The organism is Prolixibacteraceae bacterium, from assembly GCA_019856515.1.
Lineage (GTDB): Bacteria > Bacteroidota > Bacteroidia > Bacteroidales > Prolixibacteraceae > Halosquirtibacter > Halosquirtibacter xylanolyticus.
Window position 1 is genome coordinate 4647180 of the sequence record CP082230.1, and the last position, 18121, is coordinate 4665300.

General features: G+C 37.5%; 7 protein-coding genes. 6 read left to right on the forward strand and 1 reads right to left on the reverse strand.

The annotated features are described in order from the left end of the window. Nucleotides 1-55: 55 nt before the first annotated feature. The gene (locus K5X82_17025; GenBank protein ID QZT36917.1) at nucleotides 56-1762 is read right to left on the reverse strand and encodes a glycoside hydrolase family 18 protein; all 1707 of its coding nucleotides are present in this window, start codon (nucleotides 1760-1762) and stop codon (nucleotides 56-58) included. Nucleotides 1763-1879: 117 nt separating this feature from the next. On the opposite strand from K5X82_17025, the gene K5X82_17030 reads away from it, so the two are divergent. The 6 genes from K5X82_17030 to K5X82_17055 all read left to right on the forward strand — a co-directional run bounded on the left by K5X82_17030 (nucleotide 1880) and on the right by K5X82_17055 (nucleotide 17426). Next, nucleotides 1880-5128 (forward strand): PDZ domain-containing protein, encoded by a 3249-nt coding sequence (locus K5X82_17030; GenBank protein ID QZT36918.1) that lies wholly within the window; start codon nucleotides 1880-1882, stop codon nucleotides 5126-5128. Nucleotides 5129-5339: 211 nt separating this feature from the next. Beyond that, nucleotides 5340-6317, forward strand: a complete 978-nt coding sequence (locus K5X82_17035) for a GTP-binding protein (protein QZT36919.1) — start codon at nucleotides 5340-5342, stop codon at nucleotides 6315-6317. A gap of 256 nt (nucleotides 6318-6573) precedes the next feature. Beyond that, nucleotides 6574-9819 (forward strand): TonB-dependent receptor, encoded by a 3246-nt coding sequence (locus K5X82_17040; GenBank protein QZT36920.1) that lies wholly within the window; start codon nucleotides 6574-6576, stop codon nucleotides 9817-9819. Nucleotides 9820-9856: 37 nt separating this feature from the next. Beyond that, a complete protein-coding gene (locus K5X82_17045) occupies nucleotides 9857-11626 on the forward strand; it encodes a RagB/SusD family nutrient uptake outer membrane protein (protein ID QZT36921.1) in 1770 nt (589 codons plus the stop codon). A gap of 783 nt (nucleotides 11627-12409) precedes the next feature. After that, a complete protein-coding gene (locus tag K5X82_17050) occupies nucleotides 12410-15625 on the forward strand; it encodes a TonB-dependent receptor (protein ID QZT36922.1) in 3216 nt (1071 codons plus the stop codon). Nucleotides 15626-15656: 31 nt separating this feature from the next. Continuing rightward, nucleotides 15657-17426 (forward strand): RagB/SusD family nutrient uptake outer membrane protein, encoded by a 1770-nt coding sequence (locus tag K5X82_17055; protein QZT36923.1) that lies wholly within the window; start codon nucleotides 15657-15659, stop codon nucleotides 17424-17426. Nucleotides 17427-18121: the final 695 nt, after the last annotated feature.

Sequence of the window (18121 nt, forward strand, 5' to 3'; positions counted from 1 at the left end):
ATCGTTTTCTAGCAGTACCTTAATGTAAAAACAGATGAGCTTTATGATTTGTTTGTTATTTTTTCAATTTCCAACCACTTTTTTTATTTGCTTGAGGGTATTGCCCTAAGGTGTAATTTAAAGCTTCCCATTTACAGCCATGAAATCTTACTATCTCACCCTTTTCGTAGTAGCGATTGGCGTCCCAGTGGGGAACAGCTTTTTTCTGTTTTAACTTCTTTATAGATAAAAAAGGATCTTTATGGTAATACCTTGCGTTGAGGACGACCTCTCTCTCTGTTTGCCCTTTAAAGATCAAATCTGCAATATGTAGAAACTCATAACCGCTAGTCGCTGCTCCACCTGTTATTTTCCATTTTAAGTCTCTCCATATTTGTGACATCTTTAGGTTACTTCGAAAAGACTCTTCACGAAGTAGGTGCCAAACCATCACTCCATCCATGGGACGTTTAGATCTATAACGCATCATATGGGAAGCCAAATGTGCTACATTTTCTCTGCCATAATGATAAAATGGACCCCATCCTTCTAATGGAACATGTACCCCTGCCGCTACTTTAAAGCCATACCTATGCCCATAATAGGCATAAGAGTTATATAGGATCGTACGGTCGTTGGCTGTACCAATATTGTACCCTTGATATGCCACAATATCAAGTAGTTTACCTACACTCTTAAATACTGGGATCATATGCCCAGTCGAACGAAATCCATACAGTGAGATACGATTGTTTGCTTCATGCTTTGAAGTGTTTTTTCTTAGAAAGAAATCGGACTCTTGAGTCAAATGGTTTCTGTTTTCATATGAAAAAGGACTATTTATATCGTTATGAAGGCGTCCCCCTAATGCTCCAACTCCCGATGGCGCGCAGGCTAAGATATATTTTCTTCGTGGAAAAACTTTTCTGCTTTTTCGTATTACATCTTTATAGAACTTCACATTCTTGCTGTTCCCCGCACTGTAGAAGCTTCCGTTCGGCTCGATATCCCAATCAATACCATCAAAGCCCATATCATCGACCAATGCTTTGATTTCGCTCCAGTGGATATTGTGATAGTTGAGTCGGTTACAGTAGGTTCCTCCTCCAATGGACAACAACACTTTGATCCCTTTGGCATGAAGAATCTTAATGGTATTCTTCAATAGCTTTCCATTCATCCTCGAAGGGTAATGAAATTGAAGTCCTGTTCGTCCGATAGAGTAGCTTCCTTTACGATACCTCATCTCTGGTTTGGCAAAAGCAATAAAAAGATGATTTACCCATGCAGGCACTTCTCGTAATGCCGAGTTTGGGGTAGGGGTATACTCCTTCCACGAAGGGAAGTAGCCAATGATAAGAGGTTGAGGTGGAATGATCTTTACTGCTTTTCTTCTTTTCTCTCTCCTTTTTCGTATCTTCGGGAAAGAGGTGTATTGAAATTTATAGTGTTGAAAAACAGCTTTATCAATATGGTTCGTATCTGAAACGACAGTTATATCAATGCTTTTTTGAAGATTAAATCGTGTGGATGGATTGGGAATCATTGTATCCCCTTCAAAACGAAAAGATATTTTCACGTCTCTCTCTAAGAGAGCTTTATCAACGCTCCATACGATCCGGTTCCCTTCAACCTTTGCATGATAATCTTTTTTTAGATGAGAATTGTCTTTTCTTAATATATCAACAGCTGTAACTTTTGCTATGGTTTTAACGTCTCTATTACAGGATAGAAATAATAAGATAAATATCCCAATGAATATGCATGGTAGCGATCTAATCAAAATAACTTTTTTTGTAATTGGTCGACAAATATAATTTATCTATGAGAATTCATTATACAACGATCAATTATTCGTCTTTTGAGTTCTTATTTTTCTCAAACCAAAACAATACGTCTTATGATACGTAGATTATTATTACTGTCAATGATGGTGGGAGCCATAATCATGCAAGGGCAAGCCAAAGAAGCCCGATTAATGCGTTTTCCTGATATCCATCAAAACCAAGTTGTATTTAGTTATGCTGGAAACTTATATACCGTTGACAGTAGTGGAGGAACAGCGCGACAACTGACTTCTGATATTGGGTATGAAATGTTTGCTCACTTCTCTCCTACAGGTAAACAGATTGCTTTTACAGCACAATATGATGGGAATACTGAAGTATACCTGATGAATGCGGACGGCGGTGTTCCTCAAAGGTTAACATTCACCCCAACATTAAAGAGAGATGATATCGGTGACCGTATGGGACCCAATAATATCGTGATGGGGTGGACTCCTAATGGTAAAGAGGTCATCTTCCGTTCTCGTTGGCAAACAGGTGGAAGTTTCACAGGGCAGCTCTATCGTGTAAATATTCAAACCAAAGAGATTAAACAACTTCCTCTAGAAGCTGGTGGCTTTTGTTCATATAATGCGGCAGGAGATAAGCTTGCAATGAACAAAGTGTTCCGCGAATTCCGTACATGGAAATACTATGAAGGGGGAATGGCTGATGATATCTGGATCTATGATACCAAAAAAGGGGAAGTAGATCGTATTGTGAAGAACAACAATCAAGATATTATTCCAATGTGGATTGGTGATAAGATCTTCTATCTGTCTGATAGAGATCGTGCGACCAACCTCTTCGCGTATGATACCCAAACCAAGCAGGACAAGAAACTTACGAACTTCACAGACTACGATATTCGTTTCCCTGGCTTTGATAAAAAGAATATCGTTTTTACCAAAGGGGGATACCTCATGCGCTATGATGTAGCTTCTGGTAAAACCAATAAAATTAATGTCGACATACAAAACGACCAGATATATGCACGTAGCAGTTGGTACAATTATGGAAAAGAGATCCAGAATGTAAGCCTTGCCAACCAAGGACAACGTCTTTTGGTCGAAGCCCGTGGCGAACTTTTCTCTGTGCCAGTAAAAGAAGGGGTAACATACAATCTAACCAACAATTCTAAAGCGAACGATCGTTCCCCTGCATGGTCACCTGATGGCCATGGTTATGCATACGTTTCAGATAAAGATGGGGAGTTTCGTGTATGGTATCATGATGTAAAACAAGACCAAGAGCGTTGTCTGACACCAAAGATCAAGAGCTATTTATACGGCTTGGAGTGGTCTCCAGATAGCAAGAAGATAGCGCTTAGTGACAAAAATAATGACCTTTATTATATCGATGTCGATAAAGGCAAGATCGTTAAAGTAGCACACTCTGATATACGTATTTACAGAGGCTGTTCATGGTCTCCTGACAGCCGTTGGATCACTTATGTAGAGCCTAATAAACCAATGGATCGTATCGCGGTATATAGTTTAGATAACAAAAAAACAAAGTATATCACGGATGGATGGAGTGATGTAGGAGATCCATCATTTAGCTTAGATGGCAAATCTCTACTGTTCTCTACACGTCAGAATTTCAGCCCTACTTATAGCCAAACAGAATGGAATCATGCATATACAAATATGAACAATATCTGTATCTTCCTCTTGAACAAAGATGCCGTTTCGCCATTCGAAATTAAAAACGATCCTATCACTACTGCAAAGAAAGACAAAGACGCAAAGGTAGGGACTGATAAAAAGTCGGATAAGAAAAAAGATGATAAGCTGGTAACGATCGATTTTGATAATCCAAGCGATCGTATGGTGATGCTTCCAACCAAAGCAGGAAGCTATTGGAGTATCTATTCTGATGGTAAATTTATCTATTATAATCGTTACAGAAGTGGTGAGCAGTGGAGTGTTTATGCTTACAATATCGCAGAGAAGAAAGAGACCAAGATAGGTAAGTTCTCTTGGGGACCAACCAGTGATATGAAACAGTTTGTGTTATTCAACCAAGGACGTATAAAAGTGGTTAAATCACTGAAGGCTCCAGTTAAAATGGATAAGACTGTCGATCTATCACAAATGCAAGGAACTCTAAATCTACACCAAGAGTGGATGCAGATATATAACGAATGTTGGAGACAGATGCGTGACTTCTTCTATGCCAAGAATATGCATGGGGTAGATTGGCAAAAGATACATGATAAATACGAACAGCTTGTACCATATGTAAATCACAGATCCGACCTGACTTTTGTTATCGGAGAGATGATCGGAGAGCTTAACGTTGGTCATGCTTACTCTGCCAATGGAAAACATCCTGAGCCGAAGCGTATTTATGGAGGATATTTGGGCGCAAAAGTTGAAAAAGCTGCACAAGGTTACTTCCAGATCAAAGAGATCATGAAAGCACCTAAATGGAACCAAAAACTACGTTCTCCATTGACAACACCAGGTTTAGATGTACACGAAGGAGATTATATTATTGCCGTAAACCAAAAGAGTGTATCTAATTTAGGTTCTATCTATCAAGGGTTGGTAGGACAAGCCAACAAAACAGTTGCTTTGACTATCAATAATAAGCCAACGTCTGTAGGTGCTCGAACTATTTATATCAAGCCTTTGGCTAGTGAAGATGAACTGTACTACTACAATTGGGTACAAAACAATATCGACAAAGTGAATAAGGCGACCAATGGTAAAGTGGGGTATATTCATATTCCAGATATGGGGGTCAATGGACTAAATATGTTTGCGCGACTTTACTATCCACAGTTGCAGAAGAAAGGATTGATTGTGGACGATCGCTTTAATGGAGGAGGTAATGTCTCTCCAATGATCACAGAAAGGTTGAAGCGTACTCCGACTTTCTATACCATGCATACCAATGAAAAAGAGGGGGATGTAAGTCCTGTAGGAACTCATGTAGGTCCTAAAGTTCTACTTTGTAACGGTTACTCTGCATCCGATGGAGATCTATTCCCATATCGTTTTAGAAAAAATAAGTTAGGAACGATTATTGGTACACGCACATGGGGTGGAGTAGTAGGATACTCTGGTTCTATTCGTTGTGTTGATGGTGGCCATATCGTTACCCCTTCATATGCTCCTTTTGCTACTGATGGTTCAGAATTTATCATTGAAGGTCGTGGTGTTACTCCTGACATTATTGTAGAGAACGATCCACACAAAGAGTTTAATGGAGAGGATGCACAGCTTAATAAAGCAATTGAGGTGGTATTGAAGCAGGTCAAAAACAATCCACCAAAACATCCTGCTATCCCTAAATTTCCTAATAAAACCAAATAGACACAATACCTAAATGCCAATATCATTGGTGTTATTTCGTTTACGAAGTATTTCACAAAGGGCTTTCTATTCCAACGGAAAGCCCTTTTTTAATTTTACCCAATAGCGTAGAATAATAGAGGAGCTAGGGATGCATTATTGTGATAAATATTATCTTGCAGAAGAAATAGTAGACATCATTTAATTGGTCTAAAATCTTAAGCTGATCTTTATGAAAGATACCACCACCATGCCTGTGACGATCATTACCGGTTTCTTAGGCGCAGGAAAAACAACATTACTAAACGAAATTCTTCATCGAAATAGAGATAAAAACTTCTTGATCATCGAGAATGAGGCGGGTAATATCAATATTGATAGAGAACTTGTTAAAAACAGCACGAAGAATACACTCTTTGAATTGACTGGAGGTTGTATATGTTGTTCTTTAAGTACAGAACTAGGCACGGTGCTGAACAGTATCATTCTTTCGAGTGTTATATACGATCATGTGCTTATTGAGGCTACAGGTATGGCAGATGCTGGACAGGTGATAAACATGTTCTCAGGAGCTCGTATTCAACGTTTTTTTCATTTAGATAGCGTGATCGGTCTGGTCGATGCTACCACCTTTATGAAACGACTACCCAATTTCGAAGAGGTGCGTGGGCAGATATCCAAATCCAATATTATCCTGATTAATAAATGTGACCTAATCCAACAGGGCGAATTAGAACTTGTTGAGCATCAACTTCAAACTATAAACCCACTGGCTAGAATAGAGAAAGTCACTCATGGTAAATTCATGGACACTGAGATACTGAACAGTAGATGTTTTGATCCAGTGAATCTGGAGAAAGAGATCGTTGATTTTACCAAGCTCACTTTCACTCAAATACCTGCCAATAATATCCATCAAATACAGACTTTAAGCTACACCCTCAATGGAGAGTTTGATGTAGAAAAGATCTCTCTATGGTTCGACCAATTCCTTAAAATGAATGGAGATAACGTCCTTCGTATAAAAGCCATCCTAAGTATTCATGATATGAACCATAAGCTTATTCTTCAATCTGTTGGTAATGATTTTCACACCTCTCTTGGCGAAACATGGGATAACTCAGATAAAAGAGAGAGTAAGATTGTAATTATTGGTTCTAACATGGATGAGACACCAATACGAAATGAGCTATTAACACTACTTGTTTAACGAGTTACTTCTCTCCTTTTATTATTTTTTTTAATAAGCTGTTGATTGTTGTGCTCTGTTCTGTTTTATGCAATCCATTGTATTGATACATAATCGCTTGTTAAACATGTTTTATGCTTTATGTTTTGTTTTTTATGATTATTATCACTAGTTGTGAATATTATGATGTGTAGTTTTATCAACATAATAACTGACAACTGCTCTATTAATGAGCAGAAATAAGCGTGAATTTAACACATAACTAAAAAAACTAAACATGAAAGTAACTAAAACTGGTTATTTTTATAATAGGTTTGTAGCGTCTGTACATCCTATTGTAAAAAGAGTAACCTACGCTTCTTTTGCGTTTGCTATTGGGATTAATTCATCCAATGCGGAACCAATTTCAAAAACGTCTCCTCTCGAATTACAAAACCAAGTCCAAACTTCCCAACAAAAACAGAGAGTGATCAAGGGAACCGTAACTGATCATACTGGGGAAACATTACCTGGCGTGTCTGTTGCCGTGGTTGGTGGTACATCTGGTACCGTAACCGATGTTGATGGTAATTTCTCATTAAAAGTAACCGGCTCGATGAACCAACTGAAGTTCTCTTTTGTCGGAATGAAATCACAAGTAGTCGATATTAAAAATCTATCTAAAATAGATGTAACATTAAAAAGAGCTTCTATAGGACTAGATGAAGTGGTGGCTATCGGTTTTGGTACCCAAAAGAAATCTAACCTTACAGGATCAGTTGCTTCTGTAGGAGCTGAAGCTATTGATGATCGTCCTGTATCTAATGCCACCGAAGCTCTGCAAGGTAAAGTTGCTGGACTGAGCATTACAACAACCAATGCTGGAGGCACTCCTGGTTCAAGTCGGAATATCCGAATACGAGGTTATACTTCTTTAACTAAAGATAGTGGTAATCCATATATTCTAGTGGATGGTATAGAGATGTCTCTTGACGATGTGAATCCAGATGATATTGAAGATATTACTGTTTTGAAAGATGCTGCTTCTTCTGCTATCTATGGGTCTAGAGCAGCATATGGGGTGATACTTGTTACAACCAAAAAAGGAAAAAAAGGAATTAGAGTATCATATTCAAACAACTTCTCTTTTTCAAAAGCAACCAATATTCCTGACGTGGTAGAATCTCCCACTTTTGCACGCTATTTCAATTTAGCATCTGAAAATGATGGTAGCGGTGTGGTCTTTTCAGACGAAATGTTAGGAAGAATCGATCAATACTATAAAGATCCGACGAGTATCGAAAGCGTGATGTTACATACACGTAATCCAAACCAGTGGGGGCGATACCATACAGCCAATGCAAATACTGATTGGTATAAAGAGCAGTTTAAAGCGTGGGCTCCTCGCCAAACACACAATATCACTTTAAATGGTGCATCCGAAAAAACAAGCTACTATCTCTCTACAGGTTATTACGATCAATCAGGCCTGTTAGCACATGGGCATGACAATTATAAACGCTATACATTAAATGCTAAAATAGATAGCAAAGTAAACAAGTGGTTAAAGATCAAGTCAAATGTGAACTTTAACAACAACGAAAGAGATTTTCCAAACTATAATCTTCCACTACTTTTCCACGAAGTAGCACGGGCTTGGCCTACCAATCCTGTGAAAGATCCAAATGGCTACTATCTTGATCCTTCTAAAATTGAGTACCAACAGAATGGAGGTAGAAATTTGTCAACTTATAGACGTTTAGCATTAAGTTTAGGCGTAGATCTTGAGCCTGTAAAAGACTGGGTGACTACCGTAAGATACAATGCTCGTATGTATAGCAGTGTATCCAATAGTGAATCATTGAAAATCTATGAGCATGGCGTAGATAATACATTAGTTCCAATTCGTAATAATAGTTCTTATTATAAATCTTCGAATAGCAGTACTTTAGGAACACCTCAGATATTCTCTACTTATGAACTGAAATTAGATAATGGTCATAATTTCAAGATAATGGCGGGTGCACAGACAGAACTATACACCTATGATAATTTATGGGCGAATAAGACGGATTTAGTAACCGACAAAGTTCCATCTATCAGTACAGCTGTTGGTGAAGTAACTGCTGATGATGGAAAGGGACATTGGTCTACACAGAGTGTCTTCTCTCGTTTTAACTATAATTACAAAGAGAAATATCTCATTGAAGTCAACTGGCGTGCCGATGGATCTTCTCGTTTTAAAGAGGACAAAAGGTGGGGCCAATTCCCTTCAGTTTCTATGGGATGGGATGTTGCAAAAGAAGAATTTCTTAAACCATTAAATTTAAACCAGTTAAAACTTCGTGCTTCCTACGGCTCTTTAGGAAATCAGAATGTACCGAACTATCAGTATATTGAAACGATTAATGTAAAAACCAACTTGCCTTGGATTATTAATGGTGAGCGTCCTGTTTATACCAATGCACCTAGCTTAATCAGTCCAAGTCTAACTTGGGAGACGGTTGCCATGAAAACGTTAGGCCTTGATTTTGCACTTCTAAACAACCGTCTTTCAGGATCTATTGAAGGATACGAAAGAACGACATCTGACATGTTAGGGCCTGCCGATACATATCCTGCAACATTAGGTACTAGTGCTCCTTGGGAAAACAATGCAGCGCTTCGTACTCGTGGTTGGGAACTTGCTTTCACATGGAAAGATCAAATTGCTGATTTCAAATATAGTATCACTGGAACACTAGCGAACTATTGGGGAGAAGTAACCAAGTATAACAATAAAAATAAACTGTTGACTAAAAAAGAAAATGGTAGGAATGTTAAAACGTACTATGTAGGACAAGAGTTAGGTGAGATTTGGGGATATGAATCAGATGGTCTATTTCAATCTCAAGAAGAGATTGACAATGCCGCGGATCAAACACCAATATCAGGTAATGTTTGGCAACCAGGAGATGTTCGCTACAAAGATCTAAACGGAGATGGAAAGATCGATTGGGGGGACAATACTGCAGATAATGCTGGCGATAAAAGAGTCATCGGAAATTCTACCCCTAAATATCAATATGGTATTACTTTAACTGCCAAGTGGAAAGGTTTTGATATGTCTATGTTTTGGCAAGGTGTGGCCAAGAGAGATGTATGGATTGGTGGTCCTGGATTCTTCGGAGCATCAGGTGGTAAGTGGCAATCAGCTGCTTTTGTAGAGCATATGGACTATTGGACTCCCGAAAATACAGATGCTTACTATCCTCGTCCATACTTTTCAAAAGGTGGTAAGAACCAACAAACTTCAACAAGGTATTTACAAGATGCTTCTTATCTACGACTGAAGAGTCTTCAGGTAGGTTACACCATTCCAAAGCATCTGCTAGAGAAGATCTCCATTAAAAAAGTACGTTTCTATGTTTCTGGTGAAAACCTATTGACATTTACATCCCTTAGCGATGTCTTCGATCCTGAAGCAATAAGTGGAGGTTGGGGTGCTGCTAAAATTTACCCATTGCAGATGGTGTTATCTGCTGGAGTAAATATCAACTTCTAATTTTAATTGTTGTGTTAATATTTAAAGATCTCAAAAAATGAAAAGATCATCTTTTAAACTATATATACTATTCATCGGAGTAATACTTGCCTCTTGTAGCAAGGATTTTCTAGATAGAAAACCTTTGGATAAAATATCATCTGCAGATTATTGGACCAATACCAATGATTTAAAGCTCTATGTAAACCAGTTTTATACTAAATTTCCATCTCATGGTACTGGCTACGGTGGCGGTATGTTCTGGCGTGATAACAATAGTGATAACCTTGTCCCTCGATCATTCAATGCTCGAATGAATGGCTCATGGAACAAACCTACCTCTGGTGGCGGATGGGGATGGACCGACATCCGTAATGTGAACTACTTTTTAGATAACTATGATAATGTACCAGGCGACAGTAAAGACAAAAAGAGCTATGTGGGCGAAGCCCGATTCTTTCGTGCCTATTTCTACTTCTCTTTGGTAAAACAATTTGGTGATGTACCATGGTACGACCATGTTCTTCAGCCAGGTGCTGAGGAGCTATATAAAGCCAGAGATTCTCGTAACTTTGTAATTGATAAAATCCTCGAAGATTTAGATTATGCTATCGAGAACTTAAAAGGTAGTGGAGCACAAACGTCAATGAGGGTAACAAAAGAGGTGGCACTACTGTTCAAGTCGCGTGTAGCACTTTTCGAAGGTACATGGGAGAAGTATCACGAAGGAACCGATTTTGGGGTTAAGGATGCCAACCCAACTAAATACCTTGATTTAGCTGCTACTGCTGCAAAAGCACTTATTGACCTAGGAACTTGTCAGATCTATTCTGATGGAAACACCGAGACAAGCTACTATACACTGTTCAATAAAACTGATTATAAAGGAGTAACTGAAGTGATGTTATGGAGACAATATGATCAAGATTTAACCCTTCGTCATAACCTACAACGCTATCTTCAGCCAGGTGCTGGAACTGCATTGAGTAAAGATTTCTGTGATAGTTATTTGGACAAAGAAGGTCGTCCTTTGGCAGTAAGTACTTTCGAAAATAGCTATGTATCTCTATCTGGAATGTCAAAAGATCGTGACCCAAGAATGAGGCAAACACTTTATATTCCAGGAAGAGTGAAAATCAACAATAAACCTAATGGAGCAGCTGACGAGCTATACGAAAGACCTCCAATTGATGTTGCAGGGGAAGATGGAAACATGACAGGACTCGTATCTTGTAAAGGAATGGACCCAGACTATCTACAAAGCTACTCCTCATTTCAAAGTACCACAGGAGCCATTGTATTCCGATATGCGGAAGCACTACTAAACTATGCCGAGGCGAAAGCTGAACTAGGTACCATCACCCAAGCTGATTTGGATATATCGATCAATAAACTAAGAGATCGAGTTGGAATGGTTCATCTAGAACTAGGCGCCATTGTTGCAGACCCTAACTGGAAATTCCCAACCCTGTCTCCAATCATCAACGAAGTGAGACGAGAGCGTCGAATCGAATTTGTAACAACAGGATTCCGTTTTGATGATCTAATGAGGTGGAAGGCAGCCAACCTATTTGTTGGTAAACGTCCTAGAGGAATGATGTACGTAGGTGGTGAATTCGAAGGGAAATACCTAGATGACAAAGGGACTGATTTGATTACATTAGGAAAGAATATCAATGTTGATGAGAACGGTTTCATCGATCCTTATAAGAAAGCCCTACCAGCAGGTTATGGATTTAAAGAAGATAGAGACTATCTAAAACCAATACCTACCAATGAATTGACGATCAATAAAAACCTACAACAAAACCCTGGTTGGGATAAGTAATACCAATACAATATTTTATTGGTGATAAAAACAAGAAGGCCATCTTTACTCTAAAGATGGCCTTCTTAAGTTTTATCACATTTGTACTTTCAAAGCTTTTATTCTCTTATGAGATCTCATCTATACTCCTCCCTATTTTTTCCTCATTAAAACTAAATTTCTCTCTTTGATCCCCCTTTAATTTGGCTAATGATTTTCACCTACTATGATACTTTATTCAACCGATTTAATCATAAAACAGTCGGAGTTATATTTTTATGCACAACCAAATAATTTACACTGCATACTATTTAATATAACCTGTTATTAATATATACGATCAGTTCAATAATAATATCCGACTAATAAATAAGTGTTGAATGGTTGAATCGTGCCTTAAAAACTTCTCTAAAGTTCAATATCTGCCAATAATAGGTCTAATATTGAATTATAATTTCCTAAAATCATTGATATATAGTTGCTTGTAATATTTGAGTTAAAACTAATTAGCTTCTATTAGTTAATCTTGTCAATAACATAATTAAGGAGATTAATGGAAGTAATAGGGGTATGACTTTGTTCCATTTATCACAAAAACTATAATCTGGGACATTGATCACTGATAAAGGGATATATTGATAATTATTGTGGTAATATAAATGTATAAATCATTATTAAGAAATACCCTCTATAAACTATTATTTGAGCCAATGCTATTGGATCTTCTAATGTACATTAGTCTCTATTGTTGAATGTAAGGCATCGTACTATATAAACTGAAAATTAACATTAAACAATTAAGCAATGAATATAACCAAATCAAGTTCTATCTATGATAGAATGCATCGTTGGAGTAATTTGTTAGCGAAACGAATAACTCTTACTACAGCTCTATTTATCGTTGGAAGTAGCCTCTCTTTTGCTGATGAATATCAAAGTACATCCTCAGAAAAGAGTCTTGCTGAAACAAATATAGCACAGAATAAACAGCGAACGATAAAGGGGGTTGTCCTTGATCATAATGGCGAATCCCTACCAGGTGCAACCATAGCTGTGATGGGAGGAAATACAGGAACTATCACAGATGTAAATGGTGCATTTATGTTAAAAGTGAATACAGAAACATCCCAAATAAAGATCTCATTTGTTGGAATGAAATCCCAAATAGTAACTCTGGGTGATAAGAAAGACTTTAAAATAATACTACAATCTGATGCTATTGGCCTACAAGAAGTCGTGGCCATTGGTTATGGAACCCAGAAGAAAGCTAATCTAACTGGATCTGTCGCATCAGTTGGTTCTGAAGCCTTAGAAGATCGTCCTGTGGCTAACACAACAGATGCACTTCAAGGAAAAGTAGCTGGATTAACTATCTCTTCCACTAACTTTGGAGGACAGCCAGGAAAAGCAAAATCAATTCGTATTCGAGGATTTTCATCATTAACTAAGGGGAGTGGTAATCCTTATGTTTTAGTAGATGGAGTCGATATGTCTATGAATGACGTAGACCCAGATGATATCGAAGATATCACGGTCCTTAAGGATGCTGCTTCTTCTGCTATCTATGGAGCTAGAGCTGCTTATGGGGTAATTCTGATTACCACCAAAAAAGGAAAAGGAAAAGTGCGGGTTAGATATAGCAACAACTTCTCCTTTGCAAAAGCGGTACATCTTCCAGCAGTTGTCGACTCTCCAGTGTTTGCTCGATACTTTAATGATGCTTCTCGAAATGATGGTAGTGGCGATGTATTTACTCCTGAAATGTTGGGACGAATTGACCAATATTATAAAGATCCAACGAGCATTACGAATATGAAACCGTGGCCTAATGATCCAACTCAATGGGGAACGTTTCAAAATGCCAATGCGAACACCAATTGGTATGATGTTCACTTTAAAGAGTGGACTCCAAGTCAGAAACATAATGTTAACTTGAGTGGTTCTACTGAAAAAACAAGCTACTATCTTTCTCTTGGTTATTACGATCAATCTGGAATATTGAATTATGGGGATGAGAGCTATAAGAGGTATACCTTAAATACAAAATTAGACTCGAAAGTAAATGACTGGCTAAAGGTGAAGTCAAATATTAATTATACTAAAAACAGTACTGATTTCCCTAGTTATGACATGTTTCTTTTCCTTCATAATTTATCACGAATTTGGCCAAACAATCCATTAAGAGATGAGAATGGATTTTATACAAACCCTTCTAGGATCGAAAATCTTACGAACGGTGGAAGAGCTGAAAGAGAATATAATCGTTTGGCAGTAAGTGTAGGCGTGGATCTTGAGCCTATTAAAAATTGGGTTACTTCTGTAAAGTATAATACCAAAATAAATTCAGATCATGGCTCTAAAGAGTCCCAAAAGGTCTATACTTATAGTGTGCAGGGTGAAAAAAGACCTGTAATACCTCAAAGTGGATATCGAACTGATTCTAGAACCTCTGTGATTAGTACTCCTCAAATTTTCTCAACCTACAAATTCTCTCTTAAGGATCATAACTTTAAAATTATGGCCGGAGCAGAACAGGTTTTAAGTACTTATGAAAGCAAGTGGTTGAACAAGAAAGATTTAGTAACCTCCGTTGTGCCTTCTGTTAGTACAGCTGTCGGCGATTTAACTGGAGATGACTCTAAAGGTCACTGGTCTACACAAAGTGTATTCTCTCGTTTTAACTATAATTATAAAGAGAAATATTTAATGGAGATCAATTGGCGAGCCGATGGTTCATCGAAATTTAGAGAAGAGAAACGGTGGGGATCATTCCCTTCAATATCTATGGGGTGGGATATGGCAAAAGAGTCGTTCCTTTCATCATTAAACTTTAATCAATTAAAGCTAAGAGCCTCTTATGGATCTTTAGGAAATCAGAGTGTCCCAAATTACCAATATATTGAATTGATGAAGGTGAAGACGGAATTGCCATGGATTATCAATGGAGAGCGACCAATATACACAGAGGCACCTAATATCATTAGTTCGGATCTAACTTGGGAGACCGTTACCATGAAAACCATAGGTCTAGATTTCGCTCTATTAAACAACCGTTTGTCAGGTTCTGTTGAGGCCTATGAACGATTAACTTCTGATATGTTTGGACCGGCAAACACACTCCCTTCTACTTTGGGTACAGGTGTTCCTAAAGAGAACAATGCTGAATTAAGAACTAGAGGTTGGGAATTAGCACTTACTTGGAAAGACCAAATTGGAAACTTTAAATATAGCATCACGGGAACCCTTGCAGATTATACTGGTGAAATCATAAAGTATAAAAACGATAAGAAGCTATTGAATAGTAGCTATGAAGGAAAGAAGTTGGGTGAAATATGGGGATATGAATCCAATGGTCTTTTTCAATCAGAACAGGAGATCAAAGATGCACCAGATCAATCTAAAATATCCAAAAAGGGTTGGTTTCCTGGTGATGTGAGATATGATGATCTGAATGGAGATGGTGTTATAAACTGGGGAAAAAATACCGTGGATGATTCAGGTGATAAACACATTATTGGAAATGCAACTCCTCGATACCAATATGGTGTTACTTTTGAGGCAAAATGGAAGGGGATTGACTTCTCAATGTTCTGGCAAGGAATAGGAAAGAGAGACATATGGCTTAATGGTCCTGGTTTCTTCGGTGCATCTGGTGGTATGTGGCAATCTGTTGCATATGCAGAACATATGGACTATTGGACACCTGAAAATACCGATGCATACTATGCTCGCCCATACTTCAGAAATGGGGGGAAGAATCAACAAGTTTCTTCAAGATATCTTCAGGATGCTTCATATATAAGATTGAAAAATATGCAAATAGGATATACATTCCCAAAACATGTCTTAGAGAAAGTATCTATTCAAAGGCTTAGATTCTATGTCTCAGGAGAGAACCTGATGACTTTCTCTAATATGAGTGATATTTTCGATCCAGAAGCCTTCAAAGGCAAAAGAGGAGCTGCTAAGATCTATCCTCTTCAGATGGTATTCTCAGCAGGTGTGAATATCAGTTTTTAATCCATAGTAGTTTCTTTAAATATTAAATCAGATGAGAAAATCATACCTAATATTATATCTATTTATCCTTAGTGTCGTGGCAACATCTTGTTCTAAGGATTTTTTAGACAGACAACCTCTAGATCAGATATCTACCGCAGACTATTGGTCTAGTTCGAATGATCTTGAACTTTATGCAAATCAGTTTTATAAGTCTTTCCCATCTCATGGTACGGGGTATGGAAGAGGTATCTTCGCAAAAGATAATGGTTCCGACAATTTTGTTCCTACAAACTTTAATAATCGTTTAAATGGTACCGTGGACATCCCTTCTAAAAATGGAGGATGGGGCTGGGGAAATATTCGTAAGGTGAACTATTTCCTAGAAAACTGTGATAAGGTAACAGGAGACGACATAAATAGAAAGAGTTTTATTGCAGAAGTACGTTTTTTTCGTGCATACTACTATTACTCTTTGGTTAAACAGTTTGGTGATGTCCCTTGGTATGACCATGTACTTAATACCAACTCGGAAGAACTATACAAACCAAGAGATCCTCGTAATATTGTGGTAGATAATATTATATTAGATTTAGATTACGCTATTGAGAATCTTAAAGCAAGTAAAACGCAAACTAAATTGCGTATTACCAAAGAGGTCGCTTTGCTTTTTAAATCTAGAGTATGTCTTTACGAAGGAACTTGGGAGAAATACCATAATGGAACTGTGTTTGGGGTTAAAGATGCTAATCCAACCAAATATCTAGAGTTGGCTGCTTCTGCATCTAAAGCACTTATTGATATGGGATCTTGCCAAGTATATAACGATGGCAATCCAAAGTCAAGCTACTTCTCTCTATTCAACAAGAAAGACTACAGCTCTGTTTCAGAAGTTCTACTATGGCGAAAATACGACGTGAGTCTAACCCAACGTCACAACCTACAGCGTTATCTTCAAAAAGGTACTGGAGGAACAGGTATGAGTAAAGACTTTTGTGACTCATATCTAGATATGAATGGAAAACCATTAGCATTAAGTACGATGACAAATTCTTATCATACTTTAAATGAAATGGTAGAAAATCGTGATCCACGTTTTAAACAATCTCTCTTTGTTCCTGGCGATATTAAAATAAGCAATAGACCCAATGGTGCTCCAAATGTAATTTATGAGTTGCCTCCAATTCAATTGACTAGTGATGAAAAATGCACTACCGGTTTAGCAAATAAAAAAGGCTTAGATACCGATTATAACCAAAGTTATGCCCATTGGCTTGGTACTACAGGAGCGATTATCTTTCGTTATGCTGAGGCTCTATTAAACTATGCAGAAGCTAAAGCAGAACTTGGTTCTATCACTCAAGATGATTTGGATATTTCGATCAATAAACTAAGAGATAGAGTTGGAATGGTTCATCTAGAACTAGGCGCCATTGTTGCAGACCCTAACTGGAAGTTCCCAACGCTCACACCTATAATTAATGAAGTGCGTCGAGAACGACGCATCGAGATGGTGGCTACAGGATATCGTTTTGATGATCTAATGAGATGGAGAGCTGCCAGTATATTCAAAGGAAAACGTCCCAAAGGTATGTTATATAAAGGTGCTGATTTAGAAGGGAAATATCTCGATGACAAAGGAAAAGATATCATTGTCATCGGAAGGAACCTCTATATTGATAAGAATGGTTTTATCGATCCTTATCAAAAATCTCTACCTAATGGATATGGTTTTGATGAAAATAGAGACTACCTGAAACCTTTTCCTTCCGATCAATTAACTATAAACGAAAAACTGAAGCAGAATCCTGGGTGGGATTAAATAATAAGTGTTCAAAAGGTCATCTTTCTCAAGGATGACCTTTTTTATGTCCTATACTTAAATGATTAGCTTACTGGGTAAGTTTGTTATATGCCTCTTTTTCTTTTGTCCAATGTATATCTATCAATTAGATAGGCAAGGTAATTGTAAATATAATACATGGATGTTATGCTTGCAATCGTTATCCATGGAATATAATTACACGGATGTAAAGAGGTTTGGTGTTGTAAATATGCAGAAGAAGTGCGCAATTCCTCTGAAACATGCTATAAATAGTGTAGCTTTTTCATTTTTACAATAAAAAACCCGAACTTTGCATGTTTTAAGCCGGATGCTTTAAAGGAGCATTTGGATGAAAATAAAATTCAATTCATTATAGTATATGTAGACTGAACAGAAAAGAATAGAGAACAACTCAATTCCTATAAACGAGATCGAATTCAATTTACAATGAGAATGTGAAGAAGGCGACTAAAAAACGAATACCAACTGAATGATGAAATGATCAATAAGAGCTGGTGAATATATTTTGTTTAAATAAAGTACAAAGAGGGAAGCAGGGTTTTCCTTATCGCGATATCTTTAAAACGAAGTATAAACAATATAGAATGCAAGGATATAGCTCATTGAATGATTTGATTGATATAAGACCAACTGTAGTCTTCCCCAACAAAATTCAATGCTCCAACAGATGG